The sequence below is a fragment of the Microbacterium sp. MEJ108Y genome (assembly GCF_000834175.1).
Lineage (GTDB): Bacteria > Actinomycetota > Actinomycetes > Actinomycetales > Microbacteriaceae > Microbacterium > Microbacterium forte.
Genome location: NZ_JXQX01000007.1, coordinates 102,158 through 123,797, shown reverse-complemented (window position 1 = coordinate 123,797; position 21,640 = coordinate 102,158). Strand labels below are relative to the sequence as shown.

Annotated in this window: 16 protein-coding genes; 8 read left to right on the top strand and 8 right to left on the bottom strand. The window is 67.8% G+C overall.

What is annotated here, in order from left to right; genetic code table 11:
• Positions 1-14: 14 nt before the first annotated feature.
• Positions 15-1,292 (bottom strand): FAD-dependent oxidoreductase, encoded by a 1,278-nt coding sequence (locus tag RU09_RS03910; protein WP_042537676.1) that lies wholly within the window; start codon positions 1,290-1,292, stop codon positions 15-17.
• A 266-nt stretch (positions 1,293-1,558) separates the two neighbouring features.
• Between RU09_RS03910 and RU09_RS03905 the strand changes: the two genes are divergently transcribed.
• The 3 genes from RU09_RS03905 (at position 1,559) to holA (ending at position 6,619) form a co-directional block, all read left to right on the top strand.
• Positions 1,559-2,926, top strand: a complete 1,368-nt coding sequence (locus RU09_RS03905) for a D-alanyl-D-alanine carboxypeptidase family protein (RefSeq protein WP_042537675.1) — start codon at positions 1,559-1,561, stop codon at positions 2,924-2,926.
• Between the two features lie 341 nt (positions 2,927-3,267).
• Positions 3,268-5,541, top strand: a complete 2,274-nt coding sequence (locus tag RU09_RS03900; RefSeq protein ID WP_052492849.1) for a ComEC/Rec2 family competence protein — start codon at positions 3,268-3,270, stop codon at positions 5,539-5,541.
• Positions 5,542-5,581: 40 nt separating this feature from the next.
• Positions 5,582-6,619, top strand: coding sequence for a DNA polymerase III subunit delta (holA, locus tag RU09_RS03895; RefSeq protein ID WP_042537674.1), 1,038 nt, complete (start codon positions 5,582-5,584; stop codon positions 6,617-6,619).
• Between the two features lie 166 nt (positions 6,620-6,785).
• Here holA and rpsT read toward each other — a convergent pair whose 3' ends face one another.
• Positions 6,786-7,046 carry a 30S ribosomal protein S20 gene (rpsT, locus tag RU09_RS03890; RefSeq protein ID WP_042537672.1) on the bottom strand — a complete coding sequence of 87 codons (261 nt, stop codon included), beginning with the start codon at positions 7,044-7,046 and terminating at the stop codon, positions 6,786-6,788.
• 238 nt (positions 7,047-7,284) lie between these two features.
• On the opposite strand from rpsT, the gene RU09_RS03885 reads away from it, so the two are divergent.
• Positions 7,285-8,550, top strand: a complete 1,266-nt coding sequence (locus tag RU09_RS03885; protein ID WP_042537670.1) for an MFS transporter — start codon at positions 7,285-7,287, stop codon at positions 8,548-8,550.
• On the opposite strand, the gene RU09_RS03880 is transcribed toward RU09_RS03885, so the two are convergent.
• From RU09_RS03880 to RU09_RS03860, 5 genes are all read right to left on the bottom strand, one after another.
• Entirely contained in the window at positions 8,501-9,268 is a 768-nt protein-coding gene (locus tag RU09_RS03880; protein WP_042537667.1) for an alpha/beta fold hydrolase, read from the bottom strand. The genes RU09_RS03885 and RU09_RS03880 overlap by 50 nt on opposite strands.
• Positions 9,269-9,351: 83 nt before the next feature.
• The gene (locus RU09_RS03875) at positions 9,352-11,064 is read right to left on the bottom strand and encodes an ABC transporter family substrate-binding protein (protein WP_042537665.1); all 1,713 of its coding nucleotides are present in this window, start codon (positions 11,062-11,064) and stop codon (positions 9,352-9,354) included.
• 117 nt (positions 11,065-11,181) lie between these two features.
• The gene (locus RU09_RS03870) at positions 11,182-13,113 is read right to left on the bottom strand and encodes an ABC transporter ATP-binding protein (RefSeq protein ID WP_042537662.1); all 1,932 of its coding nucleotides are present in this window, start codon (positions 13,111-13,113) and stop codon (positions 11,182-11,184) included.
• Positions 13,110-14,027 carry an ABC transporter permease gene (locus tag RU09_RS03865; RefSeq protein WP_042537660.1) on the bottom strand — a complete coding sequence of 306 codons (918 nt, stop codon included), beginning with the start codon at positions 14,025-14,027 and terminating at the stop codon, positions 13,110-13,112. The genes RU09_RS03870 and RU09_RS03865 overlap by 4 nt, the downstream gene beginning before the upstream one ends.
• Positions 14,027-15,010, bottom strand: coding sequence for an ABC transporter permease (locus tag RU09_RS03860; protein WP_042537659.1), 984 nt, complete (start codon positions 15,008-15,010; stop codon positions 14,027-14,029). The genes RU09_RS03865 and RU09_RS03860 overlap by 1 nt, the downstream gene beginning before the upstream one ends.
• A 240-nt stretch (positions 15,011-15,250) precedes the next feature.
• On the opposite strand from RU09_RS03860, the gene lepA reads away from it, so the two are divergent.
• The 3 genes from lepA (at position 15,251) to hemW (ending at position 19,064) form a co-directional block, all read left to right on the top strand.
• Complete coding sequence (gene lepA / locus RU09_RS03855; RefSeq protein ID WP_042537658.1) at positions 15,251-17,104, top strand: translation elongation factor 4; 1,854 nt, start codon at positions 15,251-15,253, stop codon at positions 17,102-17,104.
• Between the two features lie 72 nt (positions 17,105-17,176).
• Positions 17,177-17,830, top strand: a complete 654-nt coding sequence (locus RU09_RS03850) for a DUF1990 family protein (protein WP_042537657.1) — start codon at positions 17,177-17,179, stop codon at positions 17,828-17,830.
• Positions 17,831-17,846: 16 nt separating this feature from the next.
• Positions 17,847-19,064, top strand: a complete 1,218-nt coding sequence (gene hemW, locus RU09_RS03845; protein ID WP_042537655.1) for a radical SAM family heme chaperone HemW — start codon at positions 17,847-17,849, stop codon at positions 19,062-19,064.
• A 13-nt stretch (positions 19,065-19,077) separates the two neighbouring features.
• Here the strand turns inward: hemW and RU09_RS03840 are convergent, their stop codons facing one another.
• Positions 19,078-20,493, bottom strand: coding sequence for a carboxylesterase/lipase family protein (locus tag RU09_RS03840; protein ID WP_052492848.1), 1,416 nt, complete (start codon positions 20,491-20,493; stop codon positions 19,078-19,080).
• 91 nt (positions 20,494-20,584) lie between these two features.
• Between RU09_RS03840 and hrcA the strand changes: the two genes are divergently transcribed.
• The gene (gene hrcA, locus RU09_RS03835; protein ID WP_042537651.1) at positions 20,585-21,616 is read left to right on the top strand and encodes a heat-inducible transcriptional repressor HrcA; all 1,032 of its coding nucleotides are present in this window, start codon (positions 20,585-20,587) and stop codon (positions 21,614-21,616) included.
• Positions 21,617-21,640: the final 24 nt, after the last annotated feature.

Below are 21,640 nucleotides of genomic sequence, written 5' to 3'. Positions count from 1 at the left end.
GACGTCATCGCACGTCAGCCGTGAAGCGCAGCGGTGCTCCCCGAATACCCCGCGTCAGACAGCACCGCACGCGCGGCACGCTCGCCAGACGCGAGGGCGCCTTGAATCGACGCGGTGTCTCGATGGTCCCCTGCGACGTACAGGCGCTCGGCGTAGCGCGGCGGTCGCGCTGCTCCGAGGGGTGCCGGTTGGGCCGGGAGCGCGTCTTCGATGTCGTCGCGCCGTATCAACTCCCATGTGCTGGTGTCTGCACCCCAGATCTCACTCAGGTGGCGGCGGACTTCGTGCTCTTCGGCCGGATCGCCGCCGCGTGGCAGCAGGCATGTCGCGGCGATGAGGTGGCGTCCGGCCGGCGCGTACGAGGGCACTGTGTGCGTCATCACGACGGTGTTGACGACGGGGCCGCGGTCTCGGCGTCCATCGACGGTGAGCAACGCGGACCCGGTCGGTGGTTCGGCGGCGGCGAACCACCATGTCTGCAGGCCGTTCGTGACGGGAGCGAGAAGTCCGGTGAGACCGGCGACGTCGTCGGGACCGACCGCGACGACCACCCGAGCGGCTCCGACGGAGTCGCCGTCGGCCAGTGCGACCCGGACGCCATCGCCGCGCGCCGATATCCGCTCCGCACGGGAATCCAGACGGATGTCGGCGCCCGCCGTGCGTGCGCGGGCGGCGAGCTGCTCCGGGACCGCAGCTATCCCTTGTGCGGGCAGGCCAGGGCGGCCGAGCGCGAAGTACCGCACGAGCAGCCGGGCGAACGCGTTCGACGTCTCGAACTGGCTCTCCGCCAGGACCCCGGCGAGGAACGGCTCGAGCACGGCGGTGCGGAGCGGGCCGCGGAGCCCCACGGCATCCCAGCCCTCGCGCACCCTGACATCGTTCCGGGCGAGCCGAGAGAGCGGACGCACCAGAGCCGGCGCGGCCCAGCGTGCCAGCGCGACGGCATCCCGACCGTTCACCAGGCCGCTGCGCAACGACGTGCCGATCGACAGCGGGTGCCGCAACGGATGCCGCAGCTCGGCCATCCCATCCGCGGTTCGCACCCCCACACCGACCGGGAAGGTCCCCAGCGCGAGCGCGTCGAGATCGACGCTGCGGCGGAGCGCCGGGTAGGCCGGATTGAGCACCTGGAAGCCGCGATCCAGCCGGAACCCGTCGATGATGTCGGTGCGCTGGCGTCCCCCCACAGCATCCGCGGCGTCGAGGACGACGACATCGAGTCGCCGTGTGGAGAGCAGCCCGGCGCATCGGAGCCCCGCGAGTCCTGCGCCGATCACGATCACATCATGCATTCGCGACTTCCTTCCCTCGGCGGATCGTCGCCGGACCCCGGCCGATCGCCGCGCCCCGGCGTATCGCCGCGCGCCCATCGCCGTCGATTCGATCCAGCGTCCGCTCCATGGCACCAGCGTACGGGGACGCCCAGGCGGGCAGCGTGATTCGGCGTCTTCCGCACATCTGTCCCCCGAACGGCCGATACCGGAGGCTGGGGACGTGCGAGAGGATGAGATCTTCTGAAGATTGCGAGCGACAGGTGGGGCGCGATGAGGGTCACTCGATGACGGCACCCGAGCAGCCGGTGGATGGGCTGTCCGATTTCGCGGAGCTCATGGCGCACGAGCAGGAGTTCAGCGGCGATCGGATCGACCCGGCGGTGCGCAGAAGACGCACACGACGAGGGCTCATCATCACCGCTGTCTGCCTCGTCGCGCTGCTGGCCGTGACCGGAGGCTACGTCGGGTGGGCACTCACTGCGCCGGTGAATCCGCCGGCGGTGACCACTCGCGCACCGCAGGTCCCGGTCGGGGAGGCTGCTGCCATCGCCACGCATACGGCCGCGGCATCGGCGATCAGCATCGCCGGCGCCGATGCCTATCTGGGCGAGGGGGCAAGCGGGACCTGGTCGGCGACAGGGACGGGCGAACCGCTTCCGATCGCGAGCATCACCAAGCTCATCACCGCCCTGGTCATCCTCGACGCGGCGCCGCTCACCTCGGCGGATGACGCAGGGCCCTCCATCACGTTCGGCAAGGCAGACCACGATCTCTACGACGTGTACTACGTGCAGGGAGCGACCATCGCTCCGATGCCCACCGGCACCTCGATGTCGCTGCACGATGCCCTGGCCGTCATGCTCATCCCCTCGGCGAGCAACTACGCCGAGGCGCTGTCATCGCAGATCTTCGGCTCGCAGAACGCGTTCCTCGCCGCGACGCGCGACTGGCTCGCAGCGCACGGACTCTCTGGAACGACGGTCGCGGAGCCCACGGGCATCAGTCCACGCAACACGAGCACGCCCGCCGACCTGCTGGCCATCGCGAAGCTCGCTGCCGCGCATCCGGCGATCGCGAAGATCGTCGCGACATCGTCGGTCTCGATCCCCGGCGCCGGTCCGCTGCACAACACCAACGATCTCCTCGGCACCGCGGGGATCACGGGTCTGAAGACCGGGAACCTGGGCGAGGGCACGCACAACCTGCTGTACACGGCGACACTCGACGTGGGCGCGGCCGATCCGCTGGCGGTCACCGGCGTCGTCCTCGGGGGATCATCGCACGCAGCGGTGAACGCCACGGTGATCGCCGTGCTCGAGAGCATCCGCTCCGGCTTCCACCAGGTGCCCGTCGCGACCGAGGGCCAGGAGGTCGGATCGATCTCGACGCCCTGGGGGTCTGCCGCCAAGATGGTCATCGCCGAAAGCGCGTCGATCTTCACCTGGTCGGACACGCCGATCGAGCTGACGATGGACATCGACACCCCACCCACGTACCGCGACGGCACGGTCGTGGGCAGTGTCACCTGGACAGCCGGACCGAATACCGTCACCGCTCCCGTGGAGATCGCGGGGAGCATCGACCAGCCCACCGAGTGGTGGCGGCTCACTCACCCGTCCGAGCTCGGCTCCCTGATGGATGCCGGGGACTGAAGCTGTTCAGCAACACGGGGACTGCAACCATGGCGATCTCGCACCCGATCCTCGTGCTGGGACATTGACAGCAGTGCTGGCTGTGCCGCCTCCCCTCAGCTAGCACCAAGTGTGGCCGCGCGCACTCCTCGAGGTCGTGCAGGAGCCGCCATGGAGTCGCTCGATGCTTCTGCACACTGCGGCGTCGTCGACGCTTGTGCACAGTGCTCGGGTCCATGTCGGCGAGGTTGCTTCGGGGGATCCTAGGTTCTTCTGATGGGAGCATCCGCGACGAGGGCGAGCAGCCGAGGGATGCTCCCTGTGATCCACGACGTCGTGCTCGCGTGAGGCGGGATCTGCGGATGCTGCCCATCGCGGTGGCTGTGTGGACGGTCGCGCTCCTCTGCGTGTTCGTCCCTGCTGCGGCAGGATGGTGCGCGCTGGGGAGCGGATGCGGCGCGATCGTGGTGCTGGGAATCGTGCTGAAGCTCCGGGAACATGCTGCGTCGAGGGCAGGACTGATCGTGGTGCTCCTTGCCGCCGCTGCGGCCGTCTCCATCGCAGTCATGACCGCGATGCCGGCTCGCGACAGCGCCGCGTCTTGGGATGGGCGGGTGGTCGAGGCGACGGGGGAGGTCACGTCGTCGGCATCGGTGGGTCGGGACGGGCGATTGTGGATGGAGGTGCAGCTCACGGGCATCGGGTCACCGGGGTCGGCGCGTGGGGCATCGGCGCAGGTGCGGGTCGGCATCGATCCGGCCGACGGGTTCGATCTCGGTGCGACGATTCGGGTGAAGGGTGAGGCAGCGGCGACGTATCCGGGGGAGAGGGCGGCGCTCGTGGTGTTCGCGAGCACCGCGTCGGTCGAGGTTGCGGCGTCGGGCGCGTTCGCGGTGGCGGCCGATGCCCGGAGCGCCTTCATCGAGCGGTCCACACGTCTCCCTGAACCGGGAGCAGGCCTGCTGCCGGGACTCGCCGTGGGCGACACCCGGGCGGTCTCGACCGAGCTGAACGACGACATGCGCACGAGCGGGCTGAGTCATTTGACGGCGGTCTCCGGAGCGAACTGCGCGATCGTCGTCGGGGCCGTCTTCTGGCTGGCCGCGCTGTGCGGGGCCGGACGTGCGACCCGGGTCATCGCAGCCGCCATCGCGCTCGCGGGATTCGTCGTGCTCGTGACACCGGAACCCAGCGTGATCAGGGCGGCGGTCATGGCCGGCGTCGCGATGCTGTCATTGATGCTCGGTCGGCCGAGCGCGGGGGCCGGAATGCTGGCGCTCAGCGCGAGCGGCATCCTCATCGCCGACCCGTGGCTGGCCTCCACTGCGGGGTTCGCACTGTCGGTTGCCGCATCGGGGGCGCTGATCATGCTCTCGCCGTCGCTCACCCGAGGGTTCGCACGGTGGATGCCGCAGCCTCTCGCTCTCGCGATCGCCGTGCCGACGGCAGCGCAGCTGGTGTGCGGTCCCGTCATCGCCCTGTTCGCCGAGCAGCAGTCGCTCGTCGGTCTGGCGGCCAACCTGCTGGCCGCGCCCGCAGCACCCATCGCCACGATCATCGGTCTGCTCGCATGCCTCGCGGCACCGCTGCCGCTGCTCGCAGATCTTCTGGCCGCCTCCGCGTGGTTGCCGGCCGCCTGGATCGCGCACACGGCAGGCATCACCGCGCGACTTCCGTACGCGCAGGTCGCGGTGGTTCCCGGCATAGCGAGTGCAGCGCTCGTCAGCATCGTGAGCGCGGCGGTCGGGGTGATTCTGACCGGCGCATACCGCACTGTCCCGCTCGTCAGAGGCGCTTCAGCATCCGTCATCGCAGTGATGCTCGCTCTGGGCGGCGCCCACGTCGCCCTGAATGGGCCGCTCGCCAGCGCCACCAGCCCGGATGGCTGGTCGATCGCCGCCTGCGACGTCGGCCAGGGTGATGCGCTGCTCGTCAGGTCGGACAGCCGGATCGCGCTGATCGACACGGGCCCGGAGCCCGAACCCCTGGCAGCGTGCCTGCGCAGTCTCGGCATCGAGCACATCGACCTGCTCGTCCTCACACACTTCGACCTCGATCACGTGGGCGGCGTCGACGCCGTGCAGGGGAGAGTCGGGGCGGTGCTGCACGGACCACCGGGGGAGAGCGGCGATGAGCGGATGCTGCAGCGGTTGGCTGACGGCGGCGCGGCGGTCACCCTCGCGACGGCGGGGACGCAGGGCGAGCTGGGCACCGCATCGTGGCAGGTGCTGTGGCCGCAGCGCGGATCCGAGGTGTTCCCGCCAGGAAACGATCAGAGCGTGGTCCTCGAGGTCGAAGGCGGCGGTGTGCCGCGGGCTCTCTTCCTCGGTGACCTTTCGGCAGAGGCTCAGCGGATGCTGGCGCGCACTGCGCATCTCAGGGGCAGCTACGCCGTGGTCAAGGTGGCGCACCACGGCAGCGCCGACCAGGACTTCGCGCTCTATCAAGACCTGCGTCCGGTCGTCGCCCTGTTCAGCGCCGGCATCGACAACGACTACGGGCATCCGCGCGCAGAGTCGCTCGCGTCGCTCGAGGCGGCGGGAGCGCGCGTGCTGCGCACCGATCAGCAGGGCCGACTCCTCGTCGGTCTCGACGGGGACGAGCTCCAGCTCTGGACGGAAAGGCAGCCGCCCTGACCACGAGGGCGACGTCTGCGGCCCCCGGTAGTCTTGAGGCATGGCTGCTTCTCGTACCCCCTCCCGCGGCGGAGCGAAGGCAGCCAAGATCGCGCAGGTCTCCTGGCGCGAGCCGCGCCCCGCTCCCGTGGTGCTCGTGTTCGGCCCCGAAGAGGTCTGCGCAGAACGTGCGATCGCCGGGGTCCGCGACTACCTCCGCACCGAAGACCCTGCGCTCGAGGTGACCGATGTCCGCGCTGACGACTACGCGCCCGGCACCCTCCTCTCGTTGACGTCGCCGTCGCTCTTCGGCGAGCCCCGTCTCGTGCGCGTGTCGGGTGTCGAGAAGTGCTCGGATGCCTTCCTGCAGGAGGCTGTCTCCTACCTGGATCACCCCCAGGAGGGAGCGACGGTCATCCTCCGGCACACGGGCGCGAGCGTTCGAGGCAAGAAGCTGCTCGACGCTGTGCGCGCCGGCACGGGCGACGGCATCGAGATCCCGTGCCCCGCGGTCAAGCGCGACAGCGATCGCGTCGACTTCGCCGCAGGGGAGTTCAAGGCGGCCAAGAAGCGGATCGCACCGCCCGCGCTGCGGGCCCTGGTCTCGGCGTTCGCCGATGACCTCACTGAGCTTGCGGCGGCATGCCAGCAATTGATCGTCGACGTCGAGGGCGACATCACTGAGGACGTCGTCACGAAGTACTACGGCGGGCGCGTCGAGGTGTCGGCCTTCGTCGTCGCCGACACGGCGATCGCCGGACGCTACGGCGAAGCCCTGGTCGCGCTGCGCCATGCGCTCGCATCTGGCGCCGACCCGGTGCCGATGGTCGCCGCCTTCGCGATGAAGCTGCGTACGATGGCACGCGTCGCCGGCAACCGCGAACCCAGCCGTCAGCTCGCCCAGCGGCTCGGCATGAAGGACTGGCAGGTCGACCGCGCGCGGCGCGACCTCGCCGGGTGGAACGAGCGATCACTCGGCATGGCCATCCAGGCGACGGCGCGCGCCGATGCCGAGGTCAAAGGCGCGGCGCGCGACCCGATCTTCGCGCTGGAGCGCATGCTCACCGTCATCGCGACACGTCAGCCGTTCGGCGAGTGAGCGTCATCGCGGCGGCGCGGCACCGTCGCTGACATCTGTACTCCGCGCGACGTCGCACGAGCGCTGTCGCGCCTGCCCGACGTGTCGCGTGGGTACCTGCGCACGCGAAAGAGCCCGCCCCGCGAACGGGACGGGCTCTTGTCACACCGTCAGGCGTGGAATCAGCTCAGAGAGCGGAGACCTGCTTGGCGATGGAGGACTTGCGGTTCGCAGCCTGGTTCTGGTGGATGACACCCTTGCTGACGGCCTTGTCGAGCTTGCGGGAGGCGGCCTTCAGAGCCTTCTCGGCTGCAGCCTTGTCACCGGAGATGACAGCAGCGCGCGTCGCGCGGATGTGCGTCTTCAGCTCGCTCTTCACGGCCTTGTTGCGCTCGTGAGCCTTGTCGTTGGTCTTGTTGCGCTTGATCTGCGACTTGATGTTTGCCACGTGTGGACGCTTTCTGTACGGAGTTGTTAGGAAATGCCGGCAGAAGAAGAGGGCTTCCACTCGGCGGTCGTGAGGGAAGAACCCACACGCAAGCCAAGAACCAACTCTACCAGCATCGGGGCGGTTCGCCCTAAACGGGGGCCGCGTCCTCTCGTGCAGGATGCGGCATCGGGGCGTGCGGGTGCACAATCATCAGTATCCCGACACTCGCGTCGCGAGATCGACGTCAAGGAGCGACATGAGCCCCGCCCTCCCCGCTGTCTCGCCGATGCCCAGCTTCCGCAGGGTCGGGCCGCGATGGATGACCGTGTTCACCCTCGCCTGGCTGGCCATCTGGACCGTGCAGCTCACGCCCGTTCAGCTTCTGCTGCCACTCCAACTCGACACCGCGGAGGACGACTGGATCAGCGGCGTCATCTCCTCGGGGTTCGTGCTCGGCATCGGCGGTCTCGCCGGCATCGTCGCAGGCCCGGTGGCCGGCGCTCTGTCAGACCGAGCACGAGTCGGACGCCGACGCCGGCGCCCCTGGGCGATCGGGGGCGTGCTCGTCACCGCGGTCTTCCTCATCGTCACCGGCTTCAGCGAAGGTCCCTGGGCCGTGGGCGCCGCGTGGGTCGGGGTGTCTATCGGCGTCTCGGTGTCGTCGGCCGCCTTCACCGCACTCATCGCCGATCAGCTCCCGACGACGCAACGGGGCGCGGCAGCCGCGGCCGTGGGATCGAGTCAGGCGGTGGGGATCGTCCTGGGGGTGGGTCTCGTGGTGCTCCTCGGCCTCGGCATCCGCGACGGCTACCTTCTGCTCGCCGCGGTGATCGCGGCCGTGGGAACGGCCGCGGCGCTGCTTCTGCCCGACCCGCCGGCGCTCGTCCGCACCCAGCCCGGCAAGAGCGATCGTCGTCTGCTGGCATCGCTGCGCGATCGGGACTTCGCCTGGATGCTGTCAGGCCGCCTCGTGACCAACATCGGCAACGCGCTGGGCACCGCGCTGTTCCTCTTCTTCCTGCTTCACGGCCTGCACCAGGAGACGACGGTGGCGCAGGACAACCTGCTGCTCCTGATCGTGGTCTACACGCTGTTCGTGGTGCTCGCGTCGGTCTTCACCGGCGTGCTGTCCGACCGCACCGGCAACAGACGCACCCTCACCATCCTGGCCACGTTCGTGCAGGCGGCCTCGGGCATCGTGATCGCCCTGGTCCCGACGTTCGAGGCGACGATGGTCGCGGCGGCGCTCATGGGGCTCGGCTACGGCGCGTTCTCCACCGTCGGACTCGCCTTCGCTGCCGATCTGCTTCCCGACGAGAAGGACCACGCCCGCGACCTCGGCATCGTGTACGTCACCGCCGCCCTCGGCCAGCTGATCGGCCCTGTGCTCGGCGCAGGCCTCGTCGCGCTCGTCGGCGGGTTCTGGCTCGTGTTCGTCGTCGCCGCCGTGCTGTCGCTCGTCGGCGGCGGGCTCACCGCTCTCGCGAGGCAGCCTGCGCGGGATCCGCTGCCGCAGCCGTAGCTTCGGACTCGATGGTCGCGACGGCCAGTCGCAGGACGGCGTTGAAGATCTGCGGACGCATCGCGGTGACGAGGTGGGTGGTGCGAGGCACGACGATCAGCTCGGCGTGCGGCGCGAGCCGTCGGAAGAGGGCTTCGTTGACCCGCAGCTGATCCCACTGCCCGTTCACGAACCACAGCGGCACCTCGATGCGAGAGACGGCGGTCGCGAGGTCGAGGGTGGCGAGGTTCCGAAGAGCGGTGTCCTGGGTATCCAGGGCGTAACCTCCCGCGGCGAAGTCCCCGCGCGTCTCGATCGGGATCGTCGCGGCGAGGAACCGCCGTGTGAGCCACATCCCTCGATCCGGCAGACGGTCGACGGCCCGGGCGATCGCACGATACGCCGCAAGCCCCGCGCCGCGGGGGAGCGACGTGCAGGACGCGGCCACCAGTCCGGCGACTCGGGGCGTCTCGACGCCGCCGACATAGGCGAGCGACAGCAGGCCGCCCATCGAGTGTCCGACGAGCAGTACGGGCCCTCGACTGGCGGCGTCGCGCACCGCGACGTCGATCGTGTGGAGAGCCTCGTGCAGGGTGAAGTCCTCGTTCATCCGCGTGCCGTGGCCGGGAAGATCGACAGCGATGGCAGGGATGCCCTGGTCGGCGAGGAACTCGAGTTGCGAGCGCCACATCGTCGCGGACGTGCGGATGCCGTGCACGAAGACGATCTGGACGCTCACGCCTTCAGCATAGAGAAAGGCGGGGCCGGTGGATGAACCACCGACCCCGCCGCGAAGCCCTGACGAGTCAGGCTCCGAATAGATTACTTCTCGTATCCCACGTTCTCCACCGGCGTGATGCCGAAGAGGTCGAGGCCCACGTAGGGCTCGGGCGTGAGGTTGGCGAGACCCTCCTTGACGGTCCAGATCTCCGGGCCGTTGAGAACCGGGATGACGCCCCAGGTCTTCGCGAAGATCTCGGACTCCATCTCCATGGCCTTCTTGGTCTGCTCGACCGGGTCGGAGATCGTCTCGAGCTCATCGTGGATCATCTTGTCGATCTCCTCGGTGCCGGTGCCCGAGAGGTTCAGGCCGCTGTCCGAGCAGTACAGCTGGCAGAACCAGGCAGCACCGAACGGGTCGGACGACGTGAAGTTGAGGAAGAAGATGTCACCGTTCTGCGTGGTGTAGTCCTCTGCGAAGTCCGCCGACGGACGCTGGTCGATGACGACCTCGACACCGACCTCCTTCAGCTGAGCCTGAACCGCGAGCGTGCGGGCACGAGCGGTCTCGGTGTCGGAGTGGTTCGGGAAGACGAGCGACAGGCGCTGGCCGTCCTTCTCGCGGATGCCGTCGGCACCGGCGACCCAGCCGGCCTCATCGAGGAGCTTGTTGGCGCCCTCGGTGTCGCCGTCCTTGCGGCCGGCCTCTTCCAGCGCGTTGATGTAGTTCGGCTGGAAGGAGAACAGCGTGAGGGAACCGGCGGGCTCCTCCGTGTAGTTCAGACCGTTGAAGACGATGTCCTTGACCTGCTCGATGCTGATGGCCTCGAACACGGCCTTGCGGACCTCGAGGTCGGCCAGCACGGGGTTGGTCGAGTTCAGCGTGAAGATCGCGTTCGCGGTGGCCTGACCCTTGTAGGTCTTGACGCCTTCGAGGCCCTCGACCTGTGCGAGCAGCTCGGCGCTGCCGGTCTCGGCCATGTCGACCTCGCCGTTGCGCAGTGCGTTGACCGCCGCGGTCGGCTCCATCTGGATGAAGGAGACCTTGTCGAGCAGCGGAGCGTTGCCCCACCACTTCTCGTTCGGGACGAGGGTGACGACGCCGCCGGTCTTGTCGAAGTTCTCGACCGTGTAGGGGCCAGCGCCCCACTCCGGGTGCCAGTCGCCGAGGAAGGCGGTGTTGAAGAGTTCAGGCGTGTTGACCGCCGGGTGCAGCAGCTGCGAGTAGACCATCTCGGGCCAGGCGAACTCGCCCTTGAAGGTGACGATGACGTCGCGGTCGTTCTCGCCGGCCTCGACGGACTCGATCTCCTTCCAGCCGTCGGTCGCGTTCGGCTGGTACTCCTCGTTCTCGCCGTTCTGGGCTTCCCAGGTGGCCTTGAACGCGGTGACGTCGATCGGCGTGCCGTCGTTCCAGACCGCCTTCTCGTTGACCTTGAAGTGCAGGACGGTCTTGCCGTCCTCGACACCGAAGGAGTAGTCGTCGAGGTACGCGTCGTTCTTCTTGACGGTGCCGTCAGGATCCATGAGCAGGATCTGCGGGCGGAACCACGTGCCGACCTGCGTGACGCGCGCGTCGCCGTCGCTGTGGAAGTAGTTCAGCTGCTCGGCGATGTTCGAGATCGGGATGCGGAGCTCGCCACCCTCTGCGAGGTTCTCGCGGGGCTGCGGGTTGTAGTCCGCGCCCTCGACCGTCTGAGCTTCGCCTTCGCCGCTGTTGCCGCCGCCGTTGCCTGCCGGTGCACACCCGCTCATGACGAGTGCGAAGGCGGCGCCGAGAGCAGCGATGCCCATCAGCTTCTGATGCCGTTTCATGGTACTCCTTAGTGCCTGTCGGCCTTACTTGGGATAGGGGCAGACTAACCCCGCAACTCGCGGGCGAAACCCCAGGGACACGGAACCGTTACCGGACTGTGCACATCGGTAAACAGGTCAGCTGGCGGCGATCGCCTCGGCGTCGAAGCCCTCGACCGGGAGGATGATCCGCTCGCGGGTGCGCTCGATGTCAGGGTCGGGAATCGGGATCGCCGACAGCAGCGCCTTCGTGTACGGATGCTGCGGATCGTCGAACACCTGATCGACATCACCGTGCTCGACGAACGATCCCTTGTACATCACGGCGACCCGGTCGGCGATGTGCCGCACGACCGCGAGGTCATGGGCGACGAACAGATACGACAGGCCGAGCTTGGCCTTCAGCTCGTCGAGCAGGTTGATCACGCCGGCCTGGATCGAGACGTCGAGCGCCGAGACGGGCTCGTCGAGCACGACGATCTTGGGGTTCGTCGACAGTGCTCGTGCGATGCCGATGCGCTGACGCTGGCCGCCCGAGAACGCCTGGGGGAATCGATCGCTGTGCGCGGGGTCGAGACCGACGAGCCCCATGAGCTCTTCGACGCGGTCGAACACATCGTCCTTGCTCATGCCGATCGCGAGCATCGGCTCGGCGATGATGTCCCAGACGGTCATTCGAGGGTCGAGTGCCCCCATCGGATCCTGGAACACGATCTGCAGGTCGCGGCGGAGCTTGCGCTCCTCTGCACGGTTCTTGATGTCGGCGACGCTGGTGCCGCCGATCCGGATGTCGCCGTCCTCCTGCTCGACCAGGTCCATGATCTGCAGCAGCGTCGTGGTCTTGCCGCTGCCGGACTCGCCGACGATCGCGAGGGTCTCACCCTGGCGGATGTCGAAGCTGATGCCCTTGACAGCGTGCACCTCGCCGACCTTGCGCTTGAAGAATGCGCCCTTCATCAGCGGGAAGATCTTGTTGAGGTTGACCGCCTCCAGCGTGATCGGGCGATCCTCGCGCGGCACCTTGGCGAGCGTGCTCTCGGGGATCTCGGGGATCGGGAACACCGGCAGCCCGCCGATCTTCCCATCGTCGTCGATGTCGTTCGCGCGGATGCAGGCGACCGAGTGATCGGTGTGCCCGCTCGTGGTAATCGGCAGCAGGTCGGGCTCACGCTCACGGCACGCATCGATAGCGATCGGGCAGCGCGCCGCGAACGGGCACGCATCCGGCAGGTCGATCAGCAGCGGAGGGTTGCCCTTGATCGGGATCAGCGGCACCTTCTCGGTCTTGTCGACGCGGGGGATGGCTCCGAGCAGGCCGATCGAGTACGGCATCCGGGTGCGGTAGAACAGTTCGCGCACCGGTGCGTGCTCGACGGGCTTTCCCGCGTACATCACAAGCACGTCGTCGGCGGTCTTCGCGACGACTCCCATGTCGTGGGTGATGATGATCATCGCGGCGCCGGTCTCCTCCTGCGCCTTCTCCATGAGCTCGAGGATCTGCGCCTGGATGGTGACGTCGAGCGCGGTGGTCGGCTCGTCGGCGATGATCAGCTTCGGATTGTTGGCCATCGCGATGGCGATCACGACGCGCTGGCGCATGCCGCCGGAGAACTCGTGCGGGAACGCCTTCATCCGGCGCTCCGCCTCGGGGATCCCCACGAGCTTCAGCAGCTCGACCGAGCGGTCCCAGGCATCCTTCTTCGACAGTCGACGGTGCACGGTGAGCGCCTCGATCAGCTGGTCGCCGATCGTGAAGACCGGAGTGAGCGACGTCAGCGGGTCCTGGAAGACCATGGCCATGCCGTTGCCGCGGATCACCGAGAGCTGCTTGTCGGACTTGCCGAGAAGCTCCTGGCCGTCGTAGACGATGGAGCCGCTGACCTTGGCATTGTCGTCGAGCAGGCCCATGATCGCGAGCGAGGTGACGGACTTGCCGGAGCCGGATTCGCCGACGATACCGAGCGTCTTGCCCGCTTCGAGATCGAAGGAGACGCCACGCACGGCGTCCACGCGACCAGCTTCGGACGGGAAGCTGACCTTGAGGTCTCGGACCGAAAGAACAGTACTCATGCGCGACCTCCAGCCGCCGAGGTCGGATCGAGGGCGTCGCGCAGACCGTCGGCGATGAGTGCCATCGAGACGGTGAGCAGCGTCAGCGCCGCCGCGGGGAAGTAGAACAGCCACGGCGCACTCACGAGCGTGCTCGAGCCGTAGCCGATGAGCGCACCGAGTGAGACGTCGGGCAGCTTCACACCGAACCCGAGGAACGACAGGGCGGTCTCGGTGAGCACCGCCGAGACGACGCCGAGGGTGAAGTTGATCACCAGCAGCGAGCCGATGTTCGGCAGCATGTGGCGGATCACGATCCGCATGCCCGACAGACCGGCGTAGCGGGCGGCGTGGACGTACTCGCGCTCGCGGATCGACAGCGACAGCGTCCAGATGACGCGCGCGGGGAAGAACCATCCGACGATGAAGATCATCACGAGCGAGATCACGAGCCAGTTTCCGCCGGCGTCGTTCGAGATCATCGCGAGGATGAGGAAGTTCGGCACGACCATCATGAAGTGGATGATGGCGAGCATGATGCGCTCGTAGCGTCCGCCGAAGTACGCGGCCGTCGCACCGACGATGGCCGAGACCACGGTCGTGCCGATCGCCACCAGCGCAGCGATCATCATCGAGCGCTGGAGGCCCACGGCGACCTGCGCGAAGTTGTCGTTGCCCGATCCGTTCGTCCCGAACCAGTGCTCGGCCGACGGCCCCGTGCGCAGCGCGAGGAAGTCGAGGTCGGTGTGCGAATAGGGCGAGATCAGCGGACCGACGATCGCGAAGACCACCAGCAGGGCGAGGATGACGACGCCGATCAGCGCGCCGCGGTTGCGCATGAAGCGACGCGTGTACAGCGTCAGCATCGAAGTGCGCTTGCGGTTCTTCGGCTTGTCTGCGATTTCGGGGGAGACCCCGATGCTTTCCAGAGCCATCAGCTCACCCGCACTCTCGGATCGAGGACGACGACGGCGATGTCGGCGAGGATCGCGCCGATCGCGGTCATCAGGGCGCCGAATGCCGCGACCGCGACGACGCCGTGGATGTCGTTGTTGTTGAGGGTCTGGATGAAGTAGCGCCCCATCCCGTTCCAGTTGAAGATCGTCTCGGTCAGCACCGCACCCGTGAAGACGGCCGGGATGGTGAACGCGACCTGCGTCGTGACGGGGATCAGCGACGTTCGCAGAGCGTGCTTGCGGATCGCCTGCTGCTTGGTCAGCCCCTTCGCCCGCGCGGTGCGCACGTAGTCGGCCTTGATGTTGTCGAGCAGCAGCGAGCGCTGGAGGAAGTGGATGCCGGCATACCCCGTGAGTACGAGGGCCAGCGTGGGGAGGGTCAGATGCTGCAGCACATCGACGAGCACGGGGAAGAAGCCCTCCACCCCCTGACTGGACGAACCCACCACGTAGAAGACGGTCGTGCCGACCGCGTTGTTGAAGTTGATCGCCAGGAGGACCAGAGCGAAGCCGGCGACGACGGTGGGGATGTTCATCGTGATGATGCTCGTGCCCTGACCGATGCGGTCAGCGAGCTTGTACTGCCGCGAGGCGGTGTACACGCCGAGGGCGATGCCGAGGATCGTCGTGATGATCGTCGCACCGAGGACGAGCTCGGCACTGATCCAGACGCGGTAGGCGACCTGCTCGTTGATCGACTCGCCCGTCGGGCTGAGGCCCCAGTTCCAGTGGAAGAGGATGTTCGAGAACCAGGTCCACCACCGCTCGATGAGAGGCACCGACTCGCTGAGGTTGCGAGGACCCAGCAGATTGTCGATCTGATCGGCTGAAAGCGGTGGACGCCGTCCGACGTAGTTGTTCTCAGGGTCGAGGTACAGCCACGCGAGGAAGTAGGTGATGTTCGTCGCGATGACGATCATCAGCACCCAACCCAGCAGGCGGCGCAACAGATACTTGATCAAGGTGATGATTCTTTCTCTTTTACAGACGCACGCGGGATCCGCCGACGCAACGCTGAGCCGGGAAGACAGTCAATCACCATCAGCCGATCTGCGCGACACGACGCCTCCACTTGGTCTGTGACGGAGTCTTGTCGCTCACGGGATCCGGTGTCACGGATGGCTCCCGGGCAACCTCGGCAGAATATCACCGGATCGGACGAAGCGGGCATTAGTCGCGCCTCACCGTAGAATCGTCAGGACATGTCACCACGCGCCCTCACTCCGCTTCAGCCTGCCGCGACGCCTTCGGCGCAGATCCGCAATTTCTGCATCATCGCGCACATCGATCACGGCAAGTCGACCCTCGCCGACCGCATGCTCCAGATCACCGGCGTGGTCTCGGACCGTGACATGCGCGCGCAGTACCTCGACCGCATGGACATCGAGCGCGAGCGCGGCATCACCATCAAGAGCCAGGCCGTGCGGATGCCGTGGGAGATCGAGGGCGAGACCTTCGCGCTCAACATGATCGACACCCCGGGGCACGTCGACTTCACGTACGAGGTGTCACGTTCTCTCGCCGCGTGCGAGGGAGCGATCCTGCTCGTCGACGCTGCCCAGGGCATCGAGGCCCAGACGCTCGCGAACCTCTATCTGGCGCTCGAGAACGATCTGCACATCATCCCGGTGCTGAACAAGATCGATCTGCCGGCGGCCGATCCTGACAAGTACGCCAAGGAGCTGGCATCGCTCATCGGCGGCAAGCCGGAGGACGTGCTGCGGGTTTCGGGCAAGACCGGTGTGGGGGTCGAGGAGCTGCTCGATCGCCTGGTCAAGGAGATCCCGGCGCCCGTCGGCGATGCCGACGCCCCGGCCCGAGCCATGATCTTCGACTCCGTCTACGACGCCTACCGAGGCGTGGTCACCTACGTCCGCATGATCGACGGAAGTCTGTCACCGCGCGAGCGCATCCAGATGATGTCCACGGGTGCTACCCACGAGGCGCTCGAGGTCGGCGTGTCGAGCCCGGAGCCGGTGCCCACCAAGGGTCTGGGCGTCGGCGAGGTCGGCTACCTCATCACCGGCGTGAAGGACGTGCGGCTCTCCAAGGTCGGAGACACCGTCACGACGGCGCGCAGGCCCGCGACCGAGGCCCTCGCCGGCTACACCGACCCGAAGCCCATGGTCTTCTCGGGCATCTACCCGATCGACGGCAGCGACTATGCGGAGCTGCGCGAAGCGCTCGACAAGCTGAAGCTCTCCGACGCCTCGCTCCAGTACGAGCCCGAGACGTCGGTCGCCCTCGGGTTCGGATTCCGATGCGGTTTCCTCGGCCTGCTGCACCTCGAGATCATCACCGAACGTCTCGAGCGCGAGTTCGGTCTCGACCTCATCACGACCGCGCCCAGCGTGATCTACGAGGTGCTCACCAGCGACACCGGCGAGACCGTGACGGTCACGAACCCGAGCGAGTACCCCGACGGGCGCATCGGCTCCGTGTCCGAGCCCATGGTCAAGACGGCCATCCTGCTGCCCAAGGACTACGTCGGCACCGTCATGGAGCTCTGCCAGTCCCGCCGCGGCTCGCTTCTGGGCATGGAGTATTTCTCGGAGGAGCGCGTGGAGCTGCGCTACATGATGCCGCTCGGCGAGATCGTCTTCGATTTCTTCGATCAGCTCAAGTCGAAGACTCAGGGTTATGCGTCGCTCGACTACGAGCCCGCCGGACAGCAGGAAGCGGACCTCGTGAAGGTCGACATCCTGTTGCAGGGCGACAAGGTCGATGCGTTCAGCTCGATCGTGCATCGCGACAAGGCCTACGCGTACGGCACGCTCATGACGGAGCGACTGCGCAAGCTGATCCCTCGCCAGAACTTCGAGGTGCCGATCCAGGCCGCCATCGGCGCCAGGATCATCGCCCGCGAGACGATCAGAGCCCTGCGCAAGGACGTGCTCGCCAAGTGCTACGGCGGTGACATCAGCCGTAAGCGCAAGCTCCTCGAGAAGCAGAAAGAGGGCAAGAAGCGCATGAAGATGGTCGGACGGGTCGAGGTCCCCCAGGAGGCGTTCATCGCTGCACTCTCGGGAGATGTCGAAGGCAAGGAAAAGAAGTAGGAGCTCTGCGGGTCGGGCGGTTCCGGCGCGTACAGGGTGATCCTCCAGGGAACGGGAAGTAGGCTCGAGAACATGCGGCGCGGGACTTTCCGAGACGACACGGTGGACTATGCGGCCGTGGGTGCGACCCACGCGCCCGACCTGATGCAGTACCCGCCGGAGCGCAGCATCCCTGCGGAGAATTCCTGGCGGATCGGCAGCGGTGTCGAGCGGTTCCAGTCTGCGGGCGAAGCACTCCTCACCTGGACGGCGCAGCGCGCCTCAGGTCTGAGCGTCGATGATGTCCGTCCGGCTCCCGGCCCCGCGTACGCCGGGGTGAGCTTCGATGCCGAGGGAAATCCGATCGCCCCGAGCAAGAACGACGTCGAGCAGCGTTTCGATGCCGAGGGAACCCCGTTCGCAGGGCCGGGGATGACTCTTCGTCTGCATGGGCGTGTGAGTGGGATGCGAGCGGATGCCGAGCTTCGCGTGATCTCGGTGACCGAGGAGAAGCGACGGATCGGCTTCGTGCTCGGCACCGTCGGCGGGTCGGTCGTGCGGGGCGAGGAGTCGTTCGACATCGACTGGCGCGAAGACAACGACGAGGTCTGGTTCACGGTGCGGGCGTTCGACGCCCCCAACTCCCTGCTCTACCGCGTCATCCCGCCTCTCGTGAAGCGTCGCCGACGCGAGCTCTTCGCGCGCTATCTGCGGGCGATCTCGCCGCTGTACGCGACCCCCGTCTGATGGCCGTACCTCTCTGATGGCGGGCCCGCTTCCTCTCGGTGATCCGGCACCGGCCGACGGCCGTCTTCCGTCCGATCTGCCGATCGATCGCGCCGTGCCTTTCTCGGCTTATCTGCACGTCCCGTTCTGCCGGGTACGCTGCGGCTACTGCGACTTCAACACCTACACGTCCGGCGAGCTCCGAGGCGCGAAGCAGGAGGACTACGCCTCGACGCTGATCACGGAGATCGACCTCGCGAGACGCGTCCTCGCGGACGCGGGCGCGCTGCGCCCCATGGACACGGTGTTCTTCGGCGGAGGCACGCCCACCCTGCTGCCGGCCGGCGACCTCGCCCGCATGCTCGACGCTGCGACAGATGCGTTCGGGCTGGTCGACGGGGCAGAGGTCACGGTGGAGGCGAACCCCGATACGGTGACGCCGGAAGTCGCTCGAACCCTCGCGGATGCCGGGGTCACGCGGCTGTCGATCGGCATGCAGTCGGCCGTTCCCCATGTGCTCGCGGCTCTCGACCGCACCCACCGGCCCGAGAACGTGACGACAGCCGTCGCGGCAGCGAAGGATGCGGGTCTCGCGGTCAGCGTCGACCTGATCTACGGAGCGCCGGGGGAGTCGCTGTCCGACTGGGAATCTTCGATCGAGGCGGCGCTGGCGCTCGACTCCGACCACATCTCGGCCTATGCGCTGATCATCGAGGACGGCACCAAGCTCGCCCGGCAGATCCGCCGGGGCGAGGTGCCGTCGCCGGACGACGATCTGCAGGCCGACATGTACGAGCTCGCCGATGCGCGTCTCGCGGCGGCGGGCTTCGACTGGTACGAGATCAGCAACTGGTCTCGCAGCGTGGACCAGCGCTCGCGACACAACCTCGCATACTGGCGGGGAAGCGACTGGTGGGGGTTCGGCCCCGGCGCGCACAGCCATGTCGCTGGTCTGCGGTGGTGGAACGTCAAGCACCCGGCCGCCTACGCTCAGCGTCTCGCGGCCTCGGAGTCGCCCGCGGCGGGCACCGAGCGCCCCGACGAGGAGTCCACGATGCTCGAGCGGGTCCTGCTCCTGAGCCGGATCCGCGAGGGGATCGCGGTCGCCGACCTCCAGGCAGACAAACGCACCAGGGTCGCCGGCCTGATCGCGGACGGACTCGTCGACCCGGCCGCCGCCGTGCGCGGACGCGTTCAGCTCACTCTGCGCGGTCGGCTGCTCGCCGACGCCGTGGTGCGCGCACTCACCGACTGAGCAGAGACGCGCGCTACGGAAGCAAGTCGAGCGCGTCGGTCCGTCGCTGCGGCACCGTGGCGCTGTCGGTGTCGAACAGGCGGGTGGTGCGCTCCGCACCGAAGACCGGCCAGCCGGGGTCTCCGGTCTTGATGAAGGAGACCCACGCGGAGTGCATCTCATCGGCGAGCCCCTGCGGCGCCTCAGCGCCTGCGAGGCGCTTCGCCTCGGGGTCGCCGAGGCGATCGAAGACGAACCCCAGCTCGAGCGCGTGCGCGGCACGCAGGTCGCGGACGGGACTCCGCCACGCGAACTCGTAGACGTAGGTCGGTGCCGTGCGCGCCCTCGCCAGCGTCGTCAGCGGCCCTCGCAGCATGATGTCGGTCGCGAGCTGGCCGAAGATCTCGCCCGTGGTCGCGCCGGGAAAGGCCGAGCGATAGGCGGCCACCGCTCGGCGGGGGATCCGCAGAGCGAGTCGTCCGAGCAGGAGCTTCATCTCGCTGATCCGGGCGAGGGCTGCGGGTGTGAACCAGAGCCGGTACTCGTCGGTGTTGCTCCCGATGAGGAGCGGCACGTCGGCGCCGGCGAGGACCTCGTGCGGAGAACGCGGCAGAGACCCGGCATCCACAGCGAACTGGAATCCTGGGGCTCCGCCGAGCGGAGATGACCCTGCGGCCTGCTGGCGCCGTGCCTCCAGCAGCTGCTCGGGGGAGACCGTAGCGAAACCCGCTCGGTCGGCGGCGACTCCGAGCCGCTTGGCGAGCTGCGCCGTGACGCGGCCGGCCTTCTTCGCCGTCTGCGCTTCGAGCGGCCCCGACTCGATGATGGCCCGCGCGATCCGCGCCCGAGACGAATCGTTCGCGAGGAGCCCCGCGACGATCGCACCGCCCGCGGACTCGCCCATGACCGTGATCTGCTCCGGCTCTCCGCCGAAGGAGGCGATCTCGCGGTGCACCCAGGCGAGTCCCGCTGCTGCATCCTGCAATCCGAGGTTCCGGGGAGCGTCCTCGAGCACGGAGAATCCCTCGGATCCCAGGCGGTAGTTGATCGACACGAAGACGATCCCGGCGCGTGCGAAGCCGGCGCCGTCATACAGCGGGATGGCTGCGGTGCCTCGTTCGAGCGCGCCACCGTGGATCCAGACGACGACCGGGGCGCGGTCGGCGTCCTGAGGCGTCCAGATGTTGGCGGAGAGGATGTCGTCGCCGGGAATCTCGACCGAGCCCAGCAGCTCGCCGATGGCACCGGGGTAAGGAAGCTGAGGGGCGGTCGGCCCGAACGCCGCGGCATCCCGGATGCCGTCCCAGGAAGGAGCCGGCTGGGGCTCGCGGAAGCGATTCGGTCCGAAGGGCGCCGCCGCGAACGGGATGCCGAGGAAACGCCGAACACCATCGACCACCTCGCCGCGCACGATTCCGGCGGAGACCGCGACCTGTGGGGCGACACTCATACCCGTCATCGTATGGCGATCAGCATGTCGTCGGCACGGGCGGGTAGAATTGGCACTCGTAGCCAGTGAGTGCCAAAGGGAGGGAGTTGCGATGGTCAGTGAAAGAGGCCTCCGGGTTCTCCGCGCGATCGTGCAGGACTACGTCGAGACCCACGAGCCCGTCGGCAGCAGGTCGATCGTCGACCGCTACTCCTTCGGCGTGTCGGCTGCGACGATCCGCAACGACATGGCACTCCTCGAAGACGAAGAGCTGATCGCCGCCCCGCATACGTCGTCCGGTCGCGTCCCCACCGACAAGGGGTATCGCGTCTTCGTCGACCACCTCGCGCAGCTGCGGCCGCTCTCGGTCGCCCAGCGCACGGCGATCGAGTCCTTCCTCACCGCTCCCTCTGATCTGGACGACCTGATGGTGCGCACCGTCCGGGTGCTCACGCAGCTCACGGGTCAGGTCGCCCTCGCGCAGTACCCGTCGTTCGCCCGCGCGCACCTGACGCATCTCGAGCTCGTGGCGCTCGCTCCCAATCGGCTGCTCATCGTGCTCGTCACCGACGCGGGCGGCGTCTCGCAGCGGATCGCCCCCTTGCCCGTCGATGTGGATGATGCCGACATGGCGCTGCTCCGTGCGCGCCTGTCTGCGCTGATCACCGGGCGGGCGGTGAGCGATGCGGCTGAGCGGCTGCAGACGCTGCTCACCGACGATGAGCATTCGCACGACATCGTGCTTCGTGCACTCGCGACCATCGTCATCGACGAGCTCGGCGCGTTCCGTCAGGAGCGCCTGGTGATGGCGGGTGCGGCGACCCTCGCGAAGCGCGAGCAGGACTTCCGCGGCAGCATCCATCCCATCCTCGAGGCGATCGAAGAACAGGTGACCCTGCTGCGCCTGATGAGCGAGATGGAGGCGGACTCTCATGGCCTCGCAGCCAGCATCGGCACCGAGAACGCGTCATTCGGACTCGGCGAGGCATCGATCGTCGCCAGCAACTACGCCGCCCCCAGCGGCACGGCGCGCGTCGGCGTGATGGGGCCGACGCGCATGGACTATCCGAGCAATCTCGCGGCGGCACGGGCGGTTGCCCGCTACCTGTCGCGGATGCTCGACGAAGACGAGGCGGCCCGCTGACGCGGCCGCCCAGATGACAGCACA